This window comes from Candidatus Dormiibacterota bacterium (genome assembly GCA_035532035.1).
Lineage (GTDB): Bacteria > Vulcanimicrobiota > Vulcanimicrobiia > Vulcanimicrobiales > Vulcanimicrobiaceae > Tyrphobacter.
On record DATKRS010000004.1, the window covers coordinates 272,334 to 286,234 of the forward strand.

The window sequence follows — 13,901 nt, forward strand, 5'->3', positions numbered from 1 at the left end:
GCGAACTCCTAGAGCATCATGGCTACACGGGATTTCCCGCTCGAGCGCACGCGCAACATCGGCATCGCCGCACATATCGATGCCGGCAAGACGACGTGCACCGAGCGCATTCTCTTCTATACGGGGCGCGTCCACAAGCTGGGCGAGGTACACGACGGTGCCGCCACGATGGACTGGATGGTCCAAGAGCAAGAGCGGGGCATCACGATCACATCGGCGGCGACCGCGTGCGTCTGGCGCGATACGCGCGTCAATATCATCGACACGCCGGGACACGTGGATTTCACGGTCGAGGTGGAGCGCTCGCTGCGCGTCCTCGACGGCTTGGTCGCGATCTTCGACTCCGTTGCCGCCGTGCAGCCACAGTCCGAAACCGTTTGGCGGCAGGCGAACAAGTATCGCGTTCCGCGCATCGTCTTCGTGAACAAGATGGATCGCATGGGCGCCGATTTCTTCAACGTCGTTGCGAAGATTCGCGAGCGCCTCGGCGCGCGTGCCGTTCCGGTGCAAGTGCCGATCGGCGCAGAGGACGCGTTCACGGGCGTCGTGGACCTCTTCACGATGAAGAAGATCGTTTATTCGGACGACCTCGGTACCATGACCGCGGAAACCGACGTCGAGCCCGGGGAGCTGCGCGACATCGCCGAGACGTGCCGGCGCGAACTGGTCGAGGCGATTGCCGAGCAGGATGACGAGCTGCTCGAGATGTTCTTCGAGGGTAAGGAGCTGCCGGTCGATCGCATGAAGGCGGCTCTGCGCCGCGCGACGATCGAGGGCACGGTCCTTCCCATGCTGTGCGGTGCCGCCTTCAAGAACAAAGGCGTCCAACCGCTGCTCGATGCGATCGTCGAGTACTTGCCCTCGCCGCTCGACGCGCGTCCAATCGTCGGGACGAATCCGAGAACCGGCGCGGACGTCGCGCGCAAGCCCGACGACAGCGATCCCTTCGCGGCGCTCGCGTTCAAGATCGCGACGGATCCGTACGGGAATCTGACGTACTTTCGCGTCTACTCTGGATCGTTGAACAAGGGCAGCTACGTCTTGAACTCGCGCACCGGACGCAAAGAGCGCATCGGGCGCATCTTGCGCATGCACGCGAACCATCGCGAGGACATCGATTCGATCGGTGCAGGCGACATTGCCGCAGCCGTCGGCCTGAGCGACACGCGCACAGGCGACACGCTCTGCGACGAGAAGGCGCCGATCGCGCTCGAGTCGATCACGTTTCCGGAGCCGGTCATCTCGCAGGCGATCGAGCCGAAATCCAAGGCCGACCAAGACAAGCTCGGAACCGCGCTCGCGCGCCTCGCGCAGGAGGATCCGACCTTCCGCATGCGCACGGACGAGGAGACGCAACAGACGATTATCTCCGGGATGGGCGAGCTGCATCTGGAGATCATCCTGGACCGGCTGCGCCGCGAATTCAAGGTCGAAGCGAACGTCGGAAAGCCGCAGGTCGCGTACAAAGAGGCGATCACCAAGCGCGTCGAGCGGCGCGGAAAGTTCATTCGCCAGACCGGCGGCAAGGGACAGTACGGCGACGTCACGCTCGTGGTCGAGCCGTTGCAGCCGCCCGACAAGGGCTTCGTTTTCGAGTGGAAAATCGTCGGCGGCTCGATTCCCAAGGAGTACCAGAAGGCCGTGCAGGAAGGCATCGCCGAGGCCGCGCAGAGCGGAGTGCTCGCCGGCTATCCGGTGCTCGATTTCAAGGCGTCGGCGATCGACGGGTCGTACCACGAGGTCGACTCCTCTGAGATTGCCTACAAGATTGCGGCGTCCATGGCGTTCAAGGAGGCCAATCGCGCCGCGGGGCCGGTACTGCTCGAGCCGATCATGAAGGTCGAAGTGACGACGCCAAAGGATTTCATGGGCAATATCACGGGCGATCTCAACCGCCGTCGTGGGATAATCCAAACGACGGAGGACGCCCCGGGAGGGGCCCAAGTGATTACGGCGCACGTTCCGCTTTCGGAGATGTTCGGCTACGCAACCGACATGCGCTCGGCGACGCAAGGCAGGGCGACGTACACGATGGAGTTTTCGCACTACGAGCAGGCACCGAAGTCCGTGACCGAGGAGATCATCGCGAAGTCCGGGCAGCACAAGAGCAGCTCAGCAGCATAAGGAACGAGAAAGGACATTCATGGCGAAGGCAAAGTTCGAACGGACGAAACCGCACGTCAACATCGGCACCACGGGTCACATCGATCACGGCAAAACCACGTTGACGGCGGCGATCACGCACTGCCTTGCGACCGAAGGGCTCGCTACCGCGCGCGGCGTCGACGAGATCGACAACGCGCCGGAAGAAAAAGAGCGCGGCATTACGATTGCGATCTCGCATCAAGAGTACGAGACCGCGAAGCGTCACTACGCGCACGTAGACTGCCCCGGCCATGCCGACTACATCAAGAACATGATTACGGGCGCTGCGCAAATGGATGGAGCGATCCTCGTGGTCGCCGCCACCGACGGTCCGATGCCCCAGACGCGCGAGCACATTTTGCTCATGCGCCAAGTCGGCGTGCCGCGCATCGTCGTGTTCTTGAACAAAGTCGATCTCGTCGACGATGAGGAGCTGCTCGAGCTCGTCGAGCTGGAAGTGCGCGAGCTGCTGAGCAAGTACCAGTTCCCCGGCGACGAGACGCCGATCGTTCGCGGCTCGGCGCTCAAGGCGCTCAACTCGAGCGGCAAGCGCGGCGATCCGGACGCCGAACCGATCTTCACGCTGATGGACACGGTCGATTCGTACATTCCCGAGCCGCAACGTGAGATCGACAAGCCGTTCCTCATGCCGGTGGAAGACGTCTTCACGATCACCGGGCGCGGCACCGTCGGAACGGGACGCGTCGAACGCGGCCAGGTGAAGGTCGGCGAAGAAGTCGAGATCGTGGGCCTCAAGGAGGAGACGAAGAAGACCGTCGTCACCGGCATCGAAATGTTTCGCAAGCTGCTCGACTTCGGCATCGCCGGCGACAATATCGGCGTTCTCCTGCGCGGCATCGATCGCAACGAAATCGAGCGCGGCCAGGTGCTCGCGAAGCCGGGCTCCGTCAAACCGCACAAGAAGTTCACGGCCGAGGTCTACGTACTCTCGAAGGAAGAGGGCGGGCGGCACACGCCGTTTTTTGCGAACTATCGCCCGCAGTTCTATTTCCGCACGACCGACGTGACCGGAACCATCAAGCTGCCCGAAGGGGTCGAGATGGTCATGCCGGGCGACAACGTGCAGATGGCCGTCGAGCTCATCACGCCGATCGCGTGCGAAGAAGGTCTGCGGTTTGCTATTCGCGAGGGTGGCCGCACCGTCGGCGCCGGCGTGGTGACGAAGGTTCAGGATTAACGTGCACCGCTCGAAGGGAATTCGTCGTCCATGACCTCACTCCCGGTAGCAGCTCTCTGATGGCCAAGCAAAAAATCCGAATCCGGCTCAAGGCGTACGACCATCGCGTGCTCGATCAGTCGGCCGAGCGCATCGTCGAAACGGCGAAGCGCACGGGCGCGTTCGTGAGCGGCCCCGTGCCGCTGCCGACGGAAATCAACCGTTTCTGCGTTCAGCGGTCCACGAACAACGACAAGAAGTCGCGCGAGCACTTTGAAATGCGCACGCACAAGCGCTTGATCGACATCCTGCAAGCCTCGCCCAAGACGATGGACGCGCTGATGCACTTGGATTTGCCGGCTGGCGTGGATATCGAGCTAAAGGCCTAAAAGACTGCCGCGCCCGAGGGGCGAACCGGCAGCCTATGCCCATCGAGTTGCGCGAGTCGAGAGCTCGGACGTTCACCGGCACGAAGCGCCGCATTTTCCATCTGTTGGAAGAGATGGGCACGTCGGGCGACCAGATCTGGCCGTTCGCGTCTCAGCCCTTCATGCGCTCGCCGGGGCCCATGTCGGTGGGAAAGACGGAAGAATGGCATCTCGGCATCCACAGCGTGCTCGCGGAGATCGTACCGGAGGAGCGGATCGTCTGGCGCATTCTCAACGAAGGCGTCGACGGCCGCCACGGCTTCTATCTCTCGTCCGAAGGCAAGACGACGACCGTTGAGTACCGCATCGAGGGAACGCTCTCCGACACGGACGGGCGTCTGCTTTGGCGGCGCTTCGAGGATCAGTTCGAGCGGTCGATCGAGGCGCTGTTCGACAAGCTGAACCGCGTCTTACGCAGGTAGGGGGTCTGGAAGCCATGCAGTACCGACAGCTAGGCGCCGCCGGGCCGACCGTCTCAGCGCTCGGACTGGGCTGCATGGGAATGTCGGAGTTCTATGGGCCGGGAGACGAAGCCGAATCGGTGAGCACGATTCAACGCGCGGTGGACCTCGGCGTCACGCTGCTCGATACGGCCGACATGTACGGCAACGGCAAGAACGAACGCCTCGTCGGCAAAGCTATTCGATCGATGCGCGATCGCGTCGTGGTGGCGACGAAGTTCGGCATCGTTCGGGCTGCCGACCGTCCGGGGGAGCGCCGGATCAGCGGTAGGCCGGAGTACGTGCGCTCGGCCTGCGAAGCGTCGCTGGAGCGTCTGGGCGTCGACTACATCGATCTCTACTACCAGCATCGCGTCGACACCAGCGTCCCAATCGAAGAGACCGTCGGGACCATGGCGGAGCTGGTCTCCGCGGGCAAAGTGCGCTTTCTCGGGCTTTCGGAGGCGAGTGCGCAGAACGTGCGACGCGCGTACGCCGTACATCCTATCGCCGCCGTGCAGAACGAATGGTCGTTGTGGTCGCGCGATCTCGAGACGAACGGCCAGTTAGCGGCCGCACGTGAGCTCGGAATCGGTGTCGTCGCGTACAGCCCGCTCGGACGCGGATTCCTCACCGGGGCCATTTCCAGTCCGAGTGACTTCGCAGATGACGATTTCCGCGCACATTCGCCGCGCTTCCAGGGAGAGAACTTCGCCAAGAATCTGGCGCTCGTGCGCGAGGTGCAACGAATCGCACAACACCTCGGATGCACGCCATCACAGCTGGCACTCGCGTGGCTGCTCGCGCAAGGCGAGGACATCGTTCCGATTCCGGGCACTAAGCGCGTGAAATATCTCGAAGAGAACCTCGGCGCACTCGACGTGGTATTGAGCGTTGCCGACCGTGAAGCACTCGAAGCCGTGTTCCCACCCGACGCCGCCAGCGGCGCGCGATACGCCGACATGAGCTTCGTGAACCGATAAGTGCCGCCGCCCGATCCGCTTGATTTCCTGGCGATCGACGCGCTGTTGTCTGACGACGAGCGTCTCATACGTGCAGAGGTTGCAAAGTTCGTCGCGGATCGCGTGTTGCCGTACGTTGCGGAATGGTTCGAAGCCGGGATCTTTCCACGCGAGCTGGCCAAAGAGCTCGGCACGCTCGGCGTTTTGGGCATGCATCTGCGCGGTTACGATTGCGCGGGCGCAAGCGCCGTCGCCTATGGACTAGCATGCCTCGAACTGGAAGCCGGCGACACCGGAGTCCGCAGCTTCGTCTCCGTGCAAGGCTCCCTTGCGATGCACGCAATCGCGCGCTGGGGAAGCGAGGCGCAGCGTGTCCGCTGGCTCGCACCGATGGCGCGCGGCGAGGTCATCGGCTGCTTCGGCTTGACGGAACCGGATTTTGGGAGCAACCCCGCGGGAATGCGGACTTTCGCGCGGCGCGACGGCGGCGACTGGATCCTGCGGGGAACGAAGATGTGGATCAGCAACGGCTCCATCGCGGACGTTGCGATCGTTTGGGCGCGCAGCGACGACGGAATCCGCGGGTTCCTCGTTCCGACGGATACCATGGGCTTTTCGGCTCGGGACGTCGCGCGCAAGCTTTCGCTGCGCGCGAGCGTCACGAGCGAACTCGTATTGGACGATTGCCGGCTGCCTGAGGAAGCGGTGCTGCCGGAGGCAGTCGGCATGCGAGCGCCTCTGACGACGCTAGACGAGGCCCGCTACGGCATCATCTGGGGAGCGATGGGTGCCGCGCGTGCCTGCTACGCGACTGCGCTCGAGTACGCCAAGACACGCATCCAGTTCGATCGTCCGATCGGCGGCTTCCAACTGATTCAAGAGCGCTTGGTCGAGATGCTGATCGAGCTCGAAAAAGGAACGCTGCTTGCCTTGCATCTCGGCCGAATGAAGGACGCGGGCAGGCTCCTATCTCCTCACGTCAGCTTCGGCAAGCTCAACAACGTGCGCGCCGCGCTGCAGATCGCGCGCTGCGCCCGCGGCGTACTCGGCGCTAACGGCGTCACGCTCGAGTATCCGGTGATCCGGCACATGAACAACTTGGAGTCCGTGTATACCTACGAGGGCACGAACGAGATTCACACGCTCGTCTTGGGTGAAGCGATAACGGGCCTCTCCGCGTTCACCTAGCCTGCTAGCTCGAAGGGAATGGCCAGAGTCGCAACGTAGAGGCCGAGAGCCCGCTTGCTACTGCGGTCAATGAAAGGTGCAATTATGCTGAAGAAGACTGTGCTTGCTCTCTCGATGGCGTTGACGACCGTGCTGCTCAGCACGGCGCCGACACTCGCCGCGCACAACCTGCGCATCGTGAATGCTGGTTCTCACGCGGTGGAAACCATCAACGTCTCGGGCATTAACCGGCGCATGTGGGGGCCGGACTTGCTCGGTAACAACTTTCTCTTCCCCGGTCAGTCGGCGAACTTCACGATCCGTGAGGGCTGCCTCGAAGACGTCCGGGTCATCTATCGCAACGGACACACGCTGACGCGCGGCTCCTTCAACACGTGTCAATACGATCTGAGACTGAACTACTAGCTCTTTAGAGTGCCGGCGACAAGCTCTAGGGGCCCCGGCGCTTGACGCGCCGGGGCCGCCTTGCTATAGTGCCGAGGTTGTGGTCCGGGCAACGTGAGCAGTACGCCAGGATCAGTGTGTATCACGGCGCCTCAAGTCGAGGGAGATTCATGAAGAGCATCCTTGGCCGCAAGGTGGGGATGACCAGCTACTTCACCGAGGACGGAAGGTTCGTTCCGGTGACGGTGATCGAGGCTGGTCCCTGCACGGTCCTGGAACGGAGAACGAAGGAGCGGAACGGCTATGAGGCCGTTGCCCTTGGATTCGGCGCGATCAAACGTCGCCGCCTCACCAAAGCGCTCGCAGGCCATTATAAGAAGCAGGGCGTCGAGCCGGCGCGGGTCGTCCACGAGTTTCGCGAGGACATCGAGGGTCTCGAGGTCGGTCAAACGGTAACCGTCTCAGCGTTCGAGCCGGGCGATCGCGTAGACGTCGTCGGCGTCTCGAAGGGCCATGGCTTCGCCGGAGCCATCAAGCGCCACAACTTCAGCGGCGGCGGTGCCAGTCACGGATCGATGATTCATCGCCAGCCCGCCTCGAACGGCGATACGAACGCGGGACGCACGACGCGCGGCAGCCGTCGCCCCGGGCACTTCGGCGTCGACCAAACGACGCATCAGAATCTCGAGGTCGTGCGTGCCGATGCCGAACGCAACGTGCTGCTCGTACGTGGACCGGTTCCCGGTGCGAAGAACGGGTTCGTCGTCGTGCGCCTGAGCGTCAAGACCAAGGCCGGAGCGAAGGCGTAATGCCCAACGTCATCGACGGCACTGGCGCCGTGCTCAGAGAAGTCGCCGTCCACGATCTGTTCACGAGCGCCGCCACGCCGGAGCACGCGCTCTTTCGCGCGGTGCATCGCGAGTTTGCCAACGCGCGCGCGGGAACGGCGTCGACGAAGAAACGCGACGAAGTCTCCGGCGGCGGCAAGAAGCCGTGGCGGCAAAAGGGCACCGGCCGTGCCCGTCAAGGTTCGATTCGTTCCCCGCAGTGGCGGCATGGCGGCGTCGTCTTCGGACCGCAGCCCCGTAGCTACGCGGAGGATCTCAACAAGAAGGAGCGGCGCGCCGCGTTCGTCGCCGCACTCGCCGATCGCTTTCGCAACGGCGCCGTAACGCTGCTCGACGCCGAGACGTTCGCGCCGTCGAAGACGGCGCAGTGCGTCGCGTTGCTCTTCGGGGACCGCAAGAGCGCCGCACGCGGCGCCACTATTCTGATCGTTCACGCGCGCGGAGAGGAAAACGCCGCATCCATCGCACGCGCGGTGCGGAACCTGCAGCGCGTTCGCATTACCGACGACGGCGCGCTGGACGTCAAGGACGTGTTGCGATTCGAGCGTCTCGTCTTCACGACGGCCGCATACGATGCGGTGGTCGAGCGCCTCGCGAGGAGCCGGTAATGGAGGCACAGGACGTGATTCTTTCGCCGCGCATCACCGAGAAGGCGATGTCGAAGGCCTTGGAGACCCAGTACACGTTCACGGTTCGCCCCGATGCGACGAAGACGCAGATTCGGCAGGCTGTGGAGCAAATCTTCAAGGTTAACGTCGTGCGAGTGAATACCGTCAACGTTCGCGGCAAGGCCCGCACGTTCGCTCGAGGCCGCGTTCGCACGAGTGGCCGGCGAAGCGATTACAAAAAAGCTGTGGTTACGCTCAAGAGCGGTCAGAAGATCGAGCTGGGTGGCGTCAATTACTTCGAGCAATAGATGCCAGTAAAGAAATATCGTCCTACCAGCCCCGGGCGCCGATTCGTGACGACGATCGACTTTTCGGATCTCAGCAAGGTCGAGCCAGAGCGCTCGCTCCTGGAGGTTCGCAAAAAGCATGCGGGGAGAAACTTCAACGGTCACATCACCGTGCGGCACAAGGGTGGCGGGACGCGCAAGCTCTACCGGCTCATCGACTTCAAACGCTCGAAGGACGGCATCCCGGCGAAGGTCGCGACGATCGAATACGATCCGAACCGGTCGGCGCGCATCGCGCTCGTGCACTATCGCGACGGAGAGAAGCGCTACATCCTCGCACCGCTCGGCTTGCAAGTCGGCGACGTCATCGAATCGGGCACGGCGGCCGACATCAAGATCGGAAACGCGTTGCCGATCAAGAGCATTCCGGTGGGTACCGTGATCCACAACATCGAGCTTCGCGCGGGACAGGGAGGCCGGCTCGTGCGCTCCGCCGGCGTCGGCGCGCAGCTGATGGCCAAGGAAAGCGAGTACTCGCAGGTGCGCATGCCATCGGGCGAGGTGCGCAAGATTCACATCGAGTGCCGCGCCACGATCGGTCAGCTGGGCAACATCGACCATGAGAATCAGATCATCGGCACGGCGGGGCGGATGCGCCATATGGGCAAACGTCCGAGCGTCCGCGGCATCGCAATGAACCCCGTCGATCACCCGCACGGCGGCGGAGAGGCGCGCTCCACGTCGGGTAGGCCGCCGACGACACCGTGGGGCCAGATGACGATGGGCAAAAAGACGCGGCGCAACAAGCGCACCGCGCAGATGATCGTTCGCAAGCGGAAGTCGTGAGGAGATTCTCTGAGTGAGTAGATCGCTCAAGAAGGGCCCGTACGTCGCGGAGCACCTGTTGAAGAAAGTGGAAAAGCTGAACGAAACGCGCGAGCGGCGCGTCATTCGCACGTGGAGCCGCGCGTCGACGATCGTGCCGGCGATGGTCGGTCACACGATCGGCGTTCATAACGGAAAGGCGCACGTCCCGGTCTACGTCACCGAGAACATGGTCGGGCACAAGCTGGGCGAGTTTGCGCCCACGAGAACCTTCCGCGGGCACGGCGGCGAGAAGGCCGCCGTGAAGCCGGCGACGACGCCGTGACGGCTGAAAACGCGCAGCCCGCGCAGCAGGCGGTCGCGCATCTGCGCTTCGTACGGATGGGTCCGCGAAAGCTTCGCCGGATTGCTGACGCAATTCGCGGGAAGAGCGTTCGCGAGGCGCTCGTGCTGTTGAAGTTCTCGGGCGTGTATGCGTCCGAGCCGATGGAACGCCTCGTGCGCAGTGCGGCGGCGAATGCGGGCGCGAACCACAACATGAACGTGGACGAGCTCTACGTCGCTCGCATCACGGTCGACGGCGGCCCGGGCGGCCGCTTCACGAAGCGGCTCGACCCGCGTGCGCAAGGACGTGCGTACTTTAAGCGCAAGCGGATGTCGCACGTGACCGTCGTCGTGACGGAGCAGGCTCCGAAACAGATTCGTCGCAGCAGGCCGGGCGCGGCCGTTGCCGCGACGGCGCAACCCAAACGCGCAACCGCACGCCGCCGCCAGCGCGCTGCCGCCGCAGGCGCAGCGTCATAGAGGACGTTCATGGGACATAAGATTCATCCGGTCGGCATGCGCCTGGGCATCACGCGAACCTGGGACAGCCGCTGGTTCGAGAAGAAGCACTACATCGATTGGCTGCACGAAGACGCGGCCATCCGAAAGTTCTTCAATCGCTGGATGCGGTCGGCTGCGATCAGCAGGATCGAGATCGAGCGGCGCGCCAATCAGGCGCGCGTCATCGTGAACACCGCCAAGCCGGGCATCATCATCGGCAAACGCGGGGTGGGGATCGAGGATATTCGCAAGAGCCTCGAGCAGCTGACCCGCAAAAACGTTCAGGTCAACGTTATGGAGATCAAGCACCCGGAGCTCGATGCGCGGCTCGTTGGCCAGAACATCGTCGATCAGCTGGAGAAGCGGATTGCGTTCCGTCGCGCCATGAAGCAGGCGATTTCGCGTTCGATGAAGGCCGGTGCGCGCGGCGTGAAGGTCCAAGTCTCCGGAAGGCTCGGCGGCGCCGAGATCGCGCGGACCGAGCGCAACGCCGACGGCAAGGTTCCGCTGCATACGCTGCGGGCCGACATCGACTATGCAACCGTCGAAGCGTTTACGACGTTCGGTCGCATCGGCGTGAAAGTGTGGATCTATCGCGGCGAAGTGCTTCCGGAGCAGCCGCGCGGCGAAGGCCGAACGGAGCGCTCGGAGCGCCGCCGCGAACGCGGCGGCCGCGGGCGGCGTCCGCAAGACGGAACCTCGCGCGAATCCGCGCCGGTGGAAGTGGCGTTGCCGCCGATCCCCGTCGAGGTCGCATTGGAGCCCGCGCCGGTCGAGGCTGCATTGGAGCCCGCGCCGGTCGAGGTTGCATTGGAGCCCGCGCCGGTCGAGGCTGCATTGGAGCCCGCGCCGGTCGAGGCTGCATTGGAGCCCGCGCCGGTCGAGGTTGCGTTGGAGCCCGCGCCGGTCGAGGTTGCATTGGAGCCCGCGCCGGTCGAGGTTGCATTGGAGCCCGCGCCGGTGGAAGTGCCGCCCGTTGCTCCGCCGGACGGGAGCGCTGAATAATGTTGACACCCAAACGTGTGAAGTGGCGCAAAGCGCAACGCGGTCGCATGCGCGGCGCGGCGACGCGCGGCAGCACGCTGACGTTCGGCGAGTTCGGTTTGCAGGCGATGGAGCCGTGTTGGATGACCAATCGGCAGATCGAAGCGGCGCGAATCGCCATGACGCGGCACATCAAACGCGGCGGCAAGGTGTGGATCAAGGTCTTTCCCGACAAACCGGTGAGCAAGAAGCCTGCCGAGGTCCGAATGGGCTCGGGAAAGGGCAACCCGGAGTTCTGGGTCGCGGTCGTGCGGCCGGGCCGCGTGCTCTTCGAGTTGGCCGGCGTCGAGCCGGTGACGGCGCGCGAGGCGCTGCAGCGCGCCGCTTCGAAGCTGCCGATCGGGACGAGAATCATCACTCGCGAGGAGGCGCGCACGTGAAACACAACGCGCTTGGGGAGCTTCGAAGCTTGAGTGTTCCGGAGCTCGAACGCAAGGCAAAGGAGACGAAGGAGGAGCTCTTCACCCTGCGCTTTGCCCTTCGAACCGGGCATCTCACGGACTTTAGTAAAGTGCGTGAGACGCGCCGTTCCTACGCGCAAATCCAGACGGTCATTTGCGAAAAGAAGATAACGGAGCGCGATGGAGCAGCGTAAGGACCGCGGACGCCGCCGGATCAAGGTCGGCCGCGTCGCGTCGGACAAGATGGACAAGACGATCGTCGTCGTTTCCGAGACGCGCGTTCCGCACGGCGTCTACGGAAAGATCGTTCGCAAGTCAGCGCGCTTCAAAGCGCACGACGAGCGCAACGAGGCGCATACGGGCGACGTCGTTCGCATCGTGGAGTGCCGGCCGCTCTCACGCGACAAGCGGTGGAGGCTGGTCGAGGTCGTGGAGCGGGCGAAGTGATACAGCAGGAAACGCGGCTGAAGGTTGCCGACAATTCCGGCGCGCGAGAGCTGTTGGTGATTCATATTCAAGGAGGCGGGCGCCATCAGTACGCACACGTCGGCGACGTGATCGTGGGAACGGTGAAGGCCGCTATCCCTGGCGCCGCCGTGAAAAAAGGGCAGGTCGTCAAAGCGGTCGTCGTACGGACGACTGCGCCGATTCGCCGCACGGACGGATCAGTGGTTCGCTGCGACGACAACGCGTGCGTGATCATCAAGGGAGAGAAAGACAACCTCGACCCGCGCGGCACCCGCGTCTTCGGTCCAGTCATGCGCGAACTGCGCGACCGCGGCTTCTTGAAGATCGCATCGCTCGCGCCGGAGGTCCTGTGAAAGCGCAGCTCCTCAAGGGTGATACCGTCGTCGTGCTTCGGGGCAAAGAAAAGGGCAAACGCGGCATCGTCAAGGCGGTCTTTCCGAATACCGGCAATGCAACGGTCGAAGGCGTGAATGTCGTGAAGCGCCACACGAAGCCGCAACAGCAGACGTCGAACATGGGATCGGCAAGCCGCAGCGGCGGCATCGTGGAGAAGGAAGCACCGCTGCCGTTCTCGGCGCTTCAATACGTCTGCGAAGCGTGTAAGGCGCCGACCCGGCTGCGCCGCGGCGAAACCAAGGAGCATCGGATGGCTCGCATTTGCGCGCGGTGCGGCGAGCCAGCGCGCGAATCGGCGAAGGGAGCGTAGGGTCGTGGCGTCGCGATTGAAAGAACGATACCTCGAGCAGGTCGCTAAGCAGCTGCAAGAGCGCTTCGGCTACGGGAACGTCAACGAGATTCCGAAGCTCGAAAAGGTCGTCGTGAACATGAGCGTCGGCGAGGCGCTCGTCAACCCGAAGGCGCTCGATAATGCCGTCGCCGAGCTGACGGCGATCACCGGCCAGAAGCCCGTGGTGGCCAAGGCGAAGAAATCGATTGCCGCTTTCAAGCTGCGCCAGGGCGTAAACATCGCGGCGAAGGTGACGCTGCGCGGCGACCGGATGTACGTATTCTTGGACAAGCTATTCAATATCGTGCTGCCTCGCATTCGCGATTTCCGCGGCCTTCCGCAGAGATCGTTCGACGGGCGCGGAAACTACAATCTCGGGCTGCGCGAGCAACTCGTCTTTCCGGAGATCAACTACGACAAGGTCGATAAGACGCGCGGTATGGACATTACGATCGTGACGACGGCGAAGACCGACGAAGAGGCGTCGGAGTTTCTCGTCGCCATGGGACTGCCGCTGCAAGCGCAGCGCGCGAGGGGCTAGGAATCTTGGCAAAAACGAGCATGATCGTCAAGTCGAAACGGACGCCGAAGTTTTCGGTACGCAAGCATAACCGCTGCCGAACCTGCGGCCGGCCGCGGGGATTCCTGCGGCGTTTCGCGATGTGTCGAATTTGTTTTCGCGAGGGCGCGCACGCCGGCACGGTCCCGGGCGTGACGAAGGCGTCGTGGTGAGAGGGGAAGCAGTATGGCTGTAACCGATCCGATCGCCGACATGCTCACGCGGATTCGCAACGCGAACACCGCGAATCACGCAACCGTCGACGTTCCCGCCTCGCGCGTGAAGCAAGCGATCGCGCAGATCCTCAAGGACGAAGGCTTTATCGACGGTTTCGAGCGCGTAAGCCAAGGTCCGCAGGGACTCTTGCGCATCGTGTTGCGCTATGGCCCCGAGAAGGAGAAAGTCATTACCGGCCTTCGCCGCATCTCGCGACCGGGTCTGCGCGTATACACGCCGAGGACGTCTATTCCGCGCGTGCTCGGCGGTCTGGGACTCGTCATCATCTCTACGCCGCAAGGCATCATGTCGGGCAAGCGTGCGCGCAAGCTCGGTGTCGGCGGCGAAGTCGTGGCTTACGTCTGGTAA

General features: G+C 63.4%; 21 protein-coding genes and 1 pseudogene. All 22 read left to right on the forward strand.

The features are described 5' to 3' along the window. The first annotated feature begins 18 nt into the window (after positions 1–18). The 22 genes and pseudogenes from fusA (at position 19) to rpsH (ending at position 13,901) form a co-directional block, all read left to right on the forward strand. On the forward strand, positions 19–2,124 hold the full coding sequence (fusA, locus tag VMV82_01930; GenBank protein ID HUY40312.1) for an elongation factor G: 2,106 nt from the start codon (positions 19–21) through the stop codon (positions 2,122–2,124). A 19-nt stretch (positions 2,125–2,143) separates the two neighbouring features. Beyond that, entirely contained in the window at positions 2,144–3,343 is a 1,200-nt protein-coding gene (tuf, locus tag VMV82_01935) for an elongation factor Tu (protein ID HUY40313.1), read from the forward strand. Positions 3,344–3,402: 59 nt separating this feature from the next. Then, complete coding sequence (gene rpsJ / locus VMV82_01940) at positions 3,403–3,711, forward strand: 30S ribosomal protein S10 (protein ID HUY40314.1); 309 nt, start codon at positions 3,403–3,405, stop codon at positions 3,709–3,711. 35 nt (positions 3,712–3,746) lie between these two features. After that, positions 3,747–4,172: a hypothetical protein gene (locus VMV82_01945; GenBank protein HUY40315.1), complete on the forward strand. Its 426-nt coding sequence runs from the start codon at positions 3,747–3,749 to the stop codon at positions 4,170–4,172. A gap of 14 nt (positions 4,173–4,186) precedes the next feature. Next, positions 4,187–5,173 (forward strand): aldo/keto reductase, encoded by a 987-nt coding sequence (locus VMV82_01950; GenBank protein ID HUY40316.1) that lies wholly within the window; start codon positions 4,187–4,189, stop codon positions 5,171–5,173. Next, positions 5,174–6,340, forward strand: coding sequence for an acyl-CoA dehydrogenase family protein (locus VMV82_01955; GenBank protein HUY40317.1), 1,167 nt, complete (start codon positions 5,174–5,176; stop codon positions 6,338–6,340). It begins immediately after the preceding gene. An 84-nt stretch (positions 6,341–6,424) separates the two neighbouring features. Continuing rightward, positions 6,425–6,745 (forward strand): hypothetical protein, encoded by a 321-nt coding sequence (locus VMV82_01960; GenBank protein HUY40318.1) that lies wholly within the window; start codon positions 6,425–6,427, stop codon positions 6,743–6,745. 149 nt (positions 6,746–6,894) lie between these two features. Beyond that, positions 6,895–7,533 carry a 50S ribosomal protein L3 gene (gene rplC / locus VMV82_01965; protein HUY40319.1) on the forward strand — a complete coding sequence of 213 codons (639 nt, stop codon included), beginning with the start codon at positions 6,895–6,897 and terminating at the stop codon, positions 7,531–7,533. Next, complete coding sequence (rplD, locus tag VMV82_01970; GenBank protein ID HUY40320.1) at positions 7,533–8,180, forward strand: 50S ribosomal protein L4; 648 nt, start codon at positions 7,533–7,535, stop codon at positions 8,178–8,180. The genes rplC and rplD overlap by 1 nt, the downstream gene beginning before the upstream one ends. Then, positions 8,180–8,488 carry a 50S ribosomal protein L23 gene (gene rplW, locus VMV82_01975; protein HUY40321.1) on the forward strand — a complete coding sequence of 103 codons (309 nt, stop codon included), beginning with the start codon at positions 8,180–8,182 and terminating at the stop codon, positions 8,486–8,488. Before rplD ends, rplW begins: the two co-directional genes overlap by 1 nt. Beyond that, positions 8,489–9,313, forward strand: a complete 825-nt coding sequence (gene rplB, locus VMV82_01980) for a 50S ribosomal protein L2 (GenBank protein ID HUY40322.1) — start codon at positions 8,489–8,491, stop codon at positions 9,311–9,313. A gap of 13 nt (positions 9,314–9,326) precedes the next feature. Next, complete coding sequence (gene rpsS / locus VMV82_01985; protein HUY40323.1) at positions 9,327–9,617, forward strand: 30S ribosomal protein S19; 291 nt, start codon at positions 9,327–9,329, stop codon at positions 9,615–9,617. Further along, entirely contained in the window at positions 9,614–10,096 is a 483-nt protein-coding gene (gene rplV, locus VMV82_01990; GenBank protein ID HUY40324.1) for a 50S ribosomal protein L22, read from the forward strand. Before rpsS ends, rplV begins: the two co-directional genes overlap by 4 nt. 9 nt (positions 10,097–10,105) lie before the next feature. Continuing rightward, positions 10,106–10,735, forward strand: a pseudogene (gene rpsC, locus VMV82_01995) (30S ribosomal protein S3). A 386-nt stretch (positions 10,736–11,121) separates the two neighbouring features. Further along, positions 11,122–11,541 carry a 50S ribosomal protein L16 gene (gene rplP, locus VMV82_02000; protein HUY40325.1) on the forward strand — a complete coding sequence of 140 codons (420 nt, stop codon included), beginning with the start codon at positions 11,122–11,124 and terminating at the stop codon, positions 11,539–11,541. Then, on the forward strand, positions 11,538–11,756 hold the full coding sequence (gene rpmC / locus VMV82_02005) for a 50S ribosomal protein L29 (protein ID HUY40326.1): 219 nt from the start codon (positions 11,538–11,540) through the stop codon (positions 11,754–11,756). The genes rplP and rpmC overlap by 4 nt, the downstream gene beginning before the upstream one ends. Further along, positions 11,743–12,009: a 30S ribosomal protein S17 gene (gene rpsQ, locus VMV82_02010; GenBank protein ID HUY40327.1), complete on the forward strand. Its 267-nt coding sequence runs from the start codon at positions 11,743–11,745 to the stop codon at positions 12,007–12,009. The genes rpmC and rpsQ overlap by 14 nt, the downstream gene beginning before the upstream one ends. Further along, complete coding sequence (rplN, locus tag VMV82_02015; protein HUY40328.1) at positions 12,006–12,383, forward strand: 50S ribosomal protein L14; 378 nt, start codon at positions 12,006–12,008, stop codon at positions 12,381–12,383. Before rpsQ ends, rplN begins: the two co-directional genes overlap by 4 nt. Continuing rightward, the gene (rplX, locus tag VMV82_02020; GenBank protein HUY40329.1) at positions 12,380–12,736 is read left to right on the forward strand and encodes a 50S ribosomal protein L24; all 357 of its coding nucleotides are present in this window, start codon (positions 12,380–12,382) and stop codon (positions 12,734–12,736) included. The genes rplN and rplX overlap by 4 nt, the downstream gene beginning before the upstream one ends. Before the next feature lie 4 nt (positions 12,737–12,740). Further along, on the forward strand, positions 12,741–13,298 hold the full coding sequence (gene rplE, locus VMV82_02025; GenBank protein ID HUY40330.1) for a 50S ribosomal protein L5: 558 nt from the start codon (positions 12,741–12,743) through the stop codon (positions 13,296–13,298). A 5-nt stretch (positions 13,299–13,303) separates the two neighbouring features. Continuing rightward, positions 13,304–13,489, forward strand: coding sequence for a type Z 30S ribosomal protein S14 (locus VMV82_02030; GenBank protein ID HUY40331.1), 186 nt, complete (start codon positions 13,304–13,306; stop codon positions 13,487–13,489). Between the two features lie 13 nt (positions 13,490–13,502). Beyond that, positions 13,503–13,901 carry a 30S ribosomal protein S8 gene (gene rpsH / locus VMV82_02035; protein ID HUY40332.1) on the forward strand — a complete coding sequence of 133 codons (399 nt, stop codon included), beginning with the start codon at positions 13,503–13,505 and terminating at the stop codon, positions 13,899–13,901.

Excerpts from the sequence above, each read along its gene's own strand:
- fusA (HUY40312.1), top strand. The coding sequence starts at position 19 with ATGGCTACACGGGATTTCCCGCTCGAGCGCACGCGCAACATCGGCATC.
- rplB (HUY40322.1), top strand. The coding sequence starts at position 8,489 with ATGCCAGTAAAGAAATATCGTCCTACCAGCCCCGGGCGCCGATTCGTG.
- rpsJ (HUY40314.1), top strand. The coding sequence starts at position 3,403 with ATGGCCAAGCAAAAAATCCGAATCCGGCTCAAGGCGTACGACCATCGC.
- VMV82_01945 (HUY40315.1), top strand. The coding sequence starts at position 3,747 with ATGCCCATCGAGTTGCGCGAGTCGAGAGCTCGGACGTTCACCGGCACG.
- rplC (HUY40319.1), top strand. The coding sequence starts at position 6,895 with ATGAAGAGCATCCTTGGCCGCAAGGTGGGGATGACCAGCTACTTCACC.
- VMV82_01950 (HUY40316.1), top strand. The coding sequence starts at position 4,187 with ATGCAGTACCGACAGCTAGGCGCCGCCGGGCCGACCGTCTCAGCGCTC.
- rplP (HUY40325.1), top strand. The coding sequence starts at position 11,122 with ATGTTGACACCCAAACGTGTGAAGTGGCGCAAAGCGCAACGCGGTCGC.
- tuf (HUY40313.1), top strand. The coding sequence starts at position 2,144 with ATGGCGAAGGCAAAGTTCGAACGGACGAAACCGCACGTCAACATCGGC.
- rpsH (HUY40332.1), top strand. The coding sequence starts at position 13,503 with ATGGCTGTAACCGATCCGATCGCCGACATGCTCACGCGGATTCGCAAC.
- rplW (HUY40321.1), top strand. The coding sequence starts at position 8,180 with ATGGAGGCACAGGACGTGATTCTTTCGCCGCGCATCACCGAGAAGGCG.
- rplD (HUY40320.1), top strand. The coding sequence starts at position 7,533 with ATGCCCAACGTCATCGACGGCACTGGCGCCGTGCTCAGAGAAGTCGCC.
- VMV82_01960 (HUY40318.1), top strand. The coding sequence starts at position 6,425 with ATGCTGAAGAAGACTGTGCTTGCTCTCTCGATGGCGTTGACGACCGTG.
- rpsQ (HUY40327.1), top strand. The coding sequence starts at position 11,743 with ATGGAGCAGCGTAAGGACCGCGGACGCCGCCGGATCAAGGTCGGCCGC.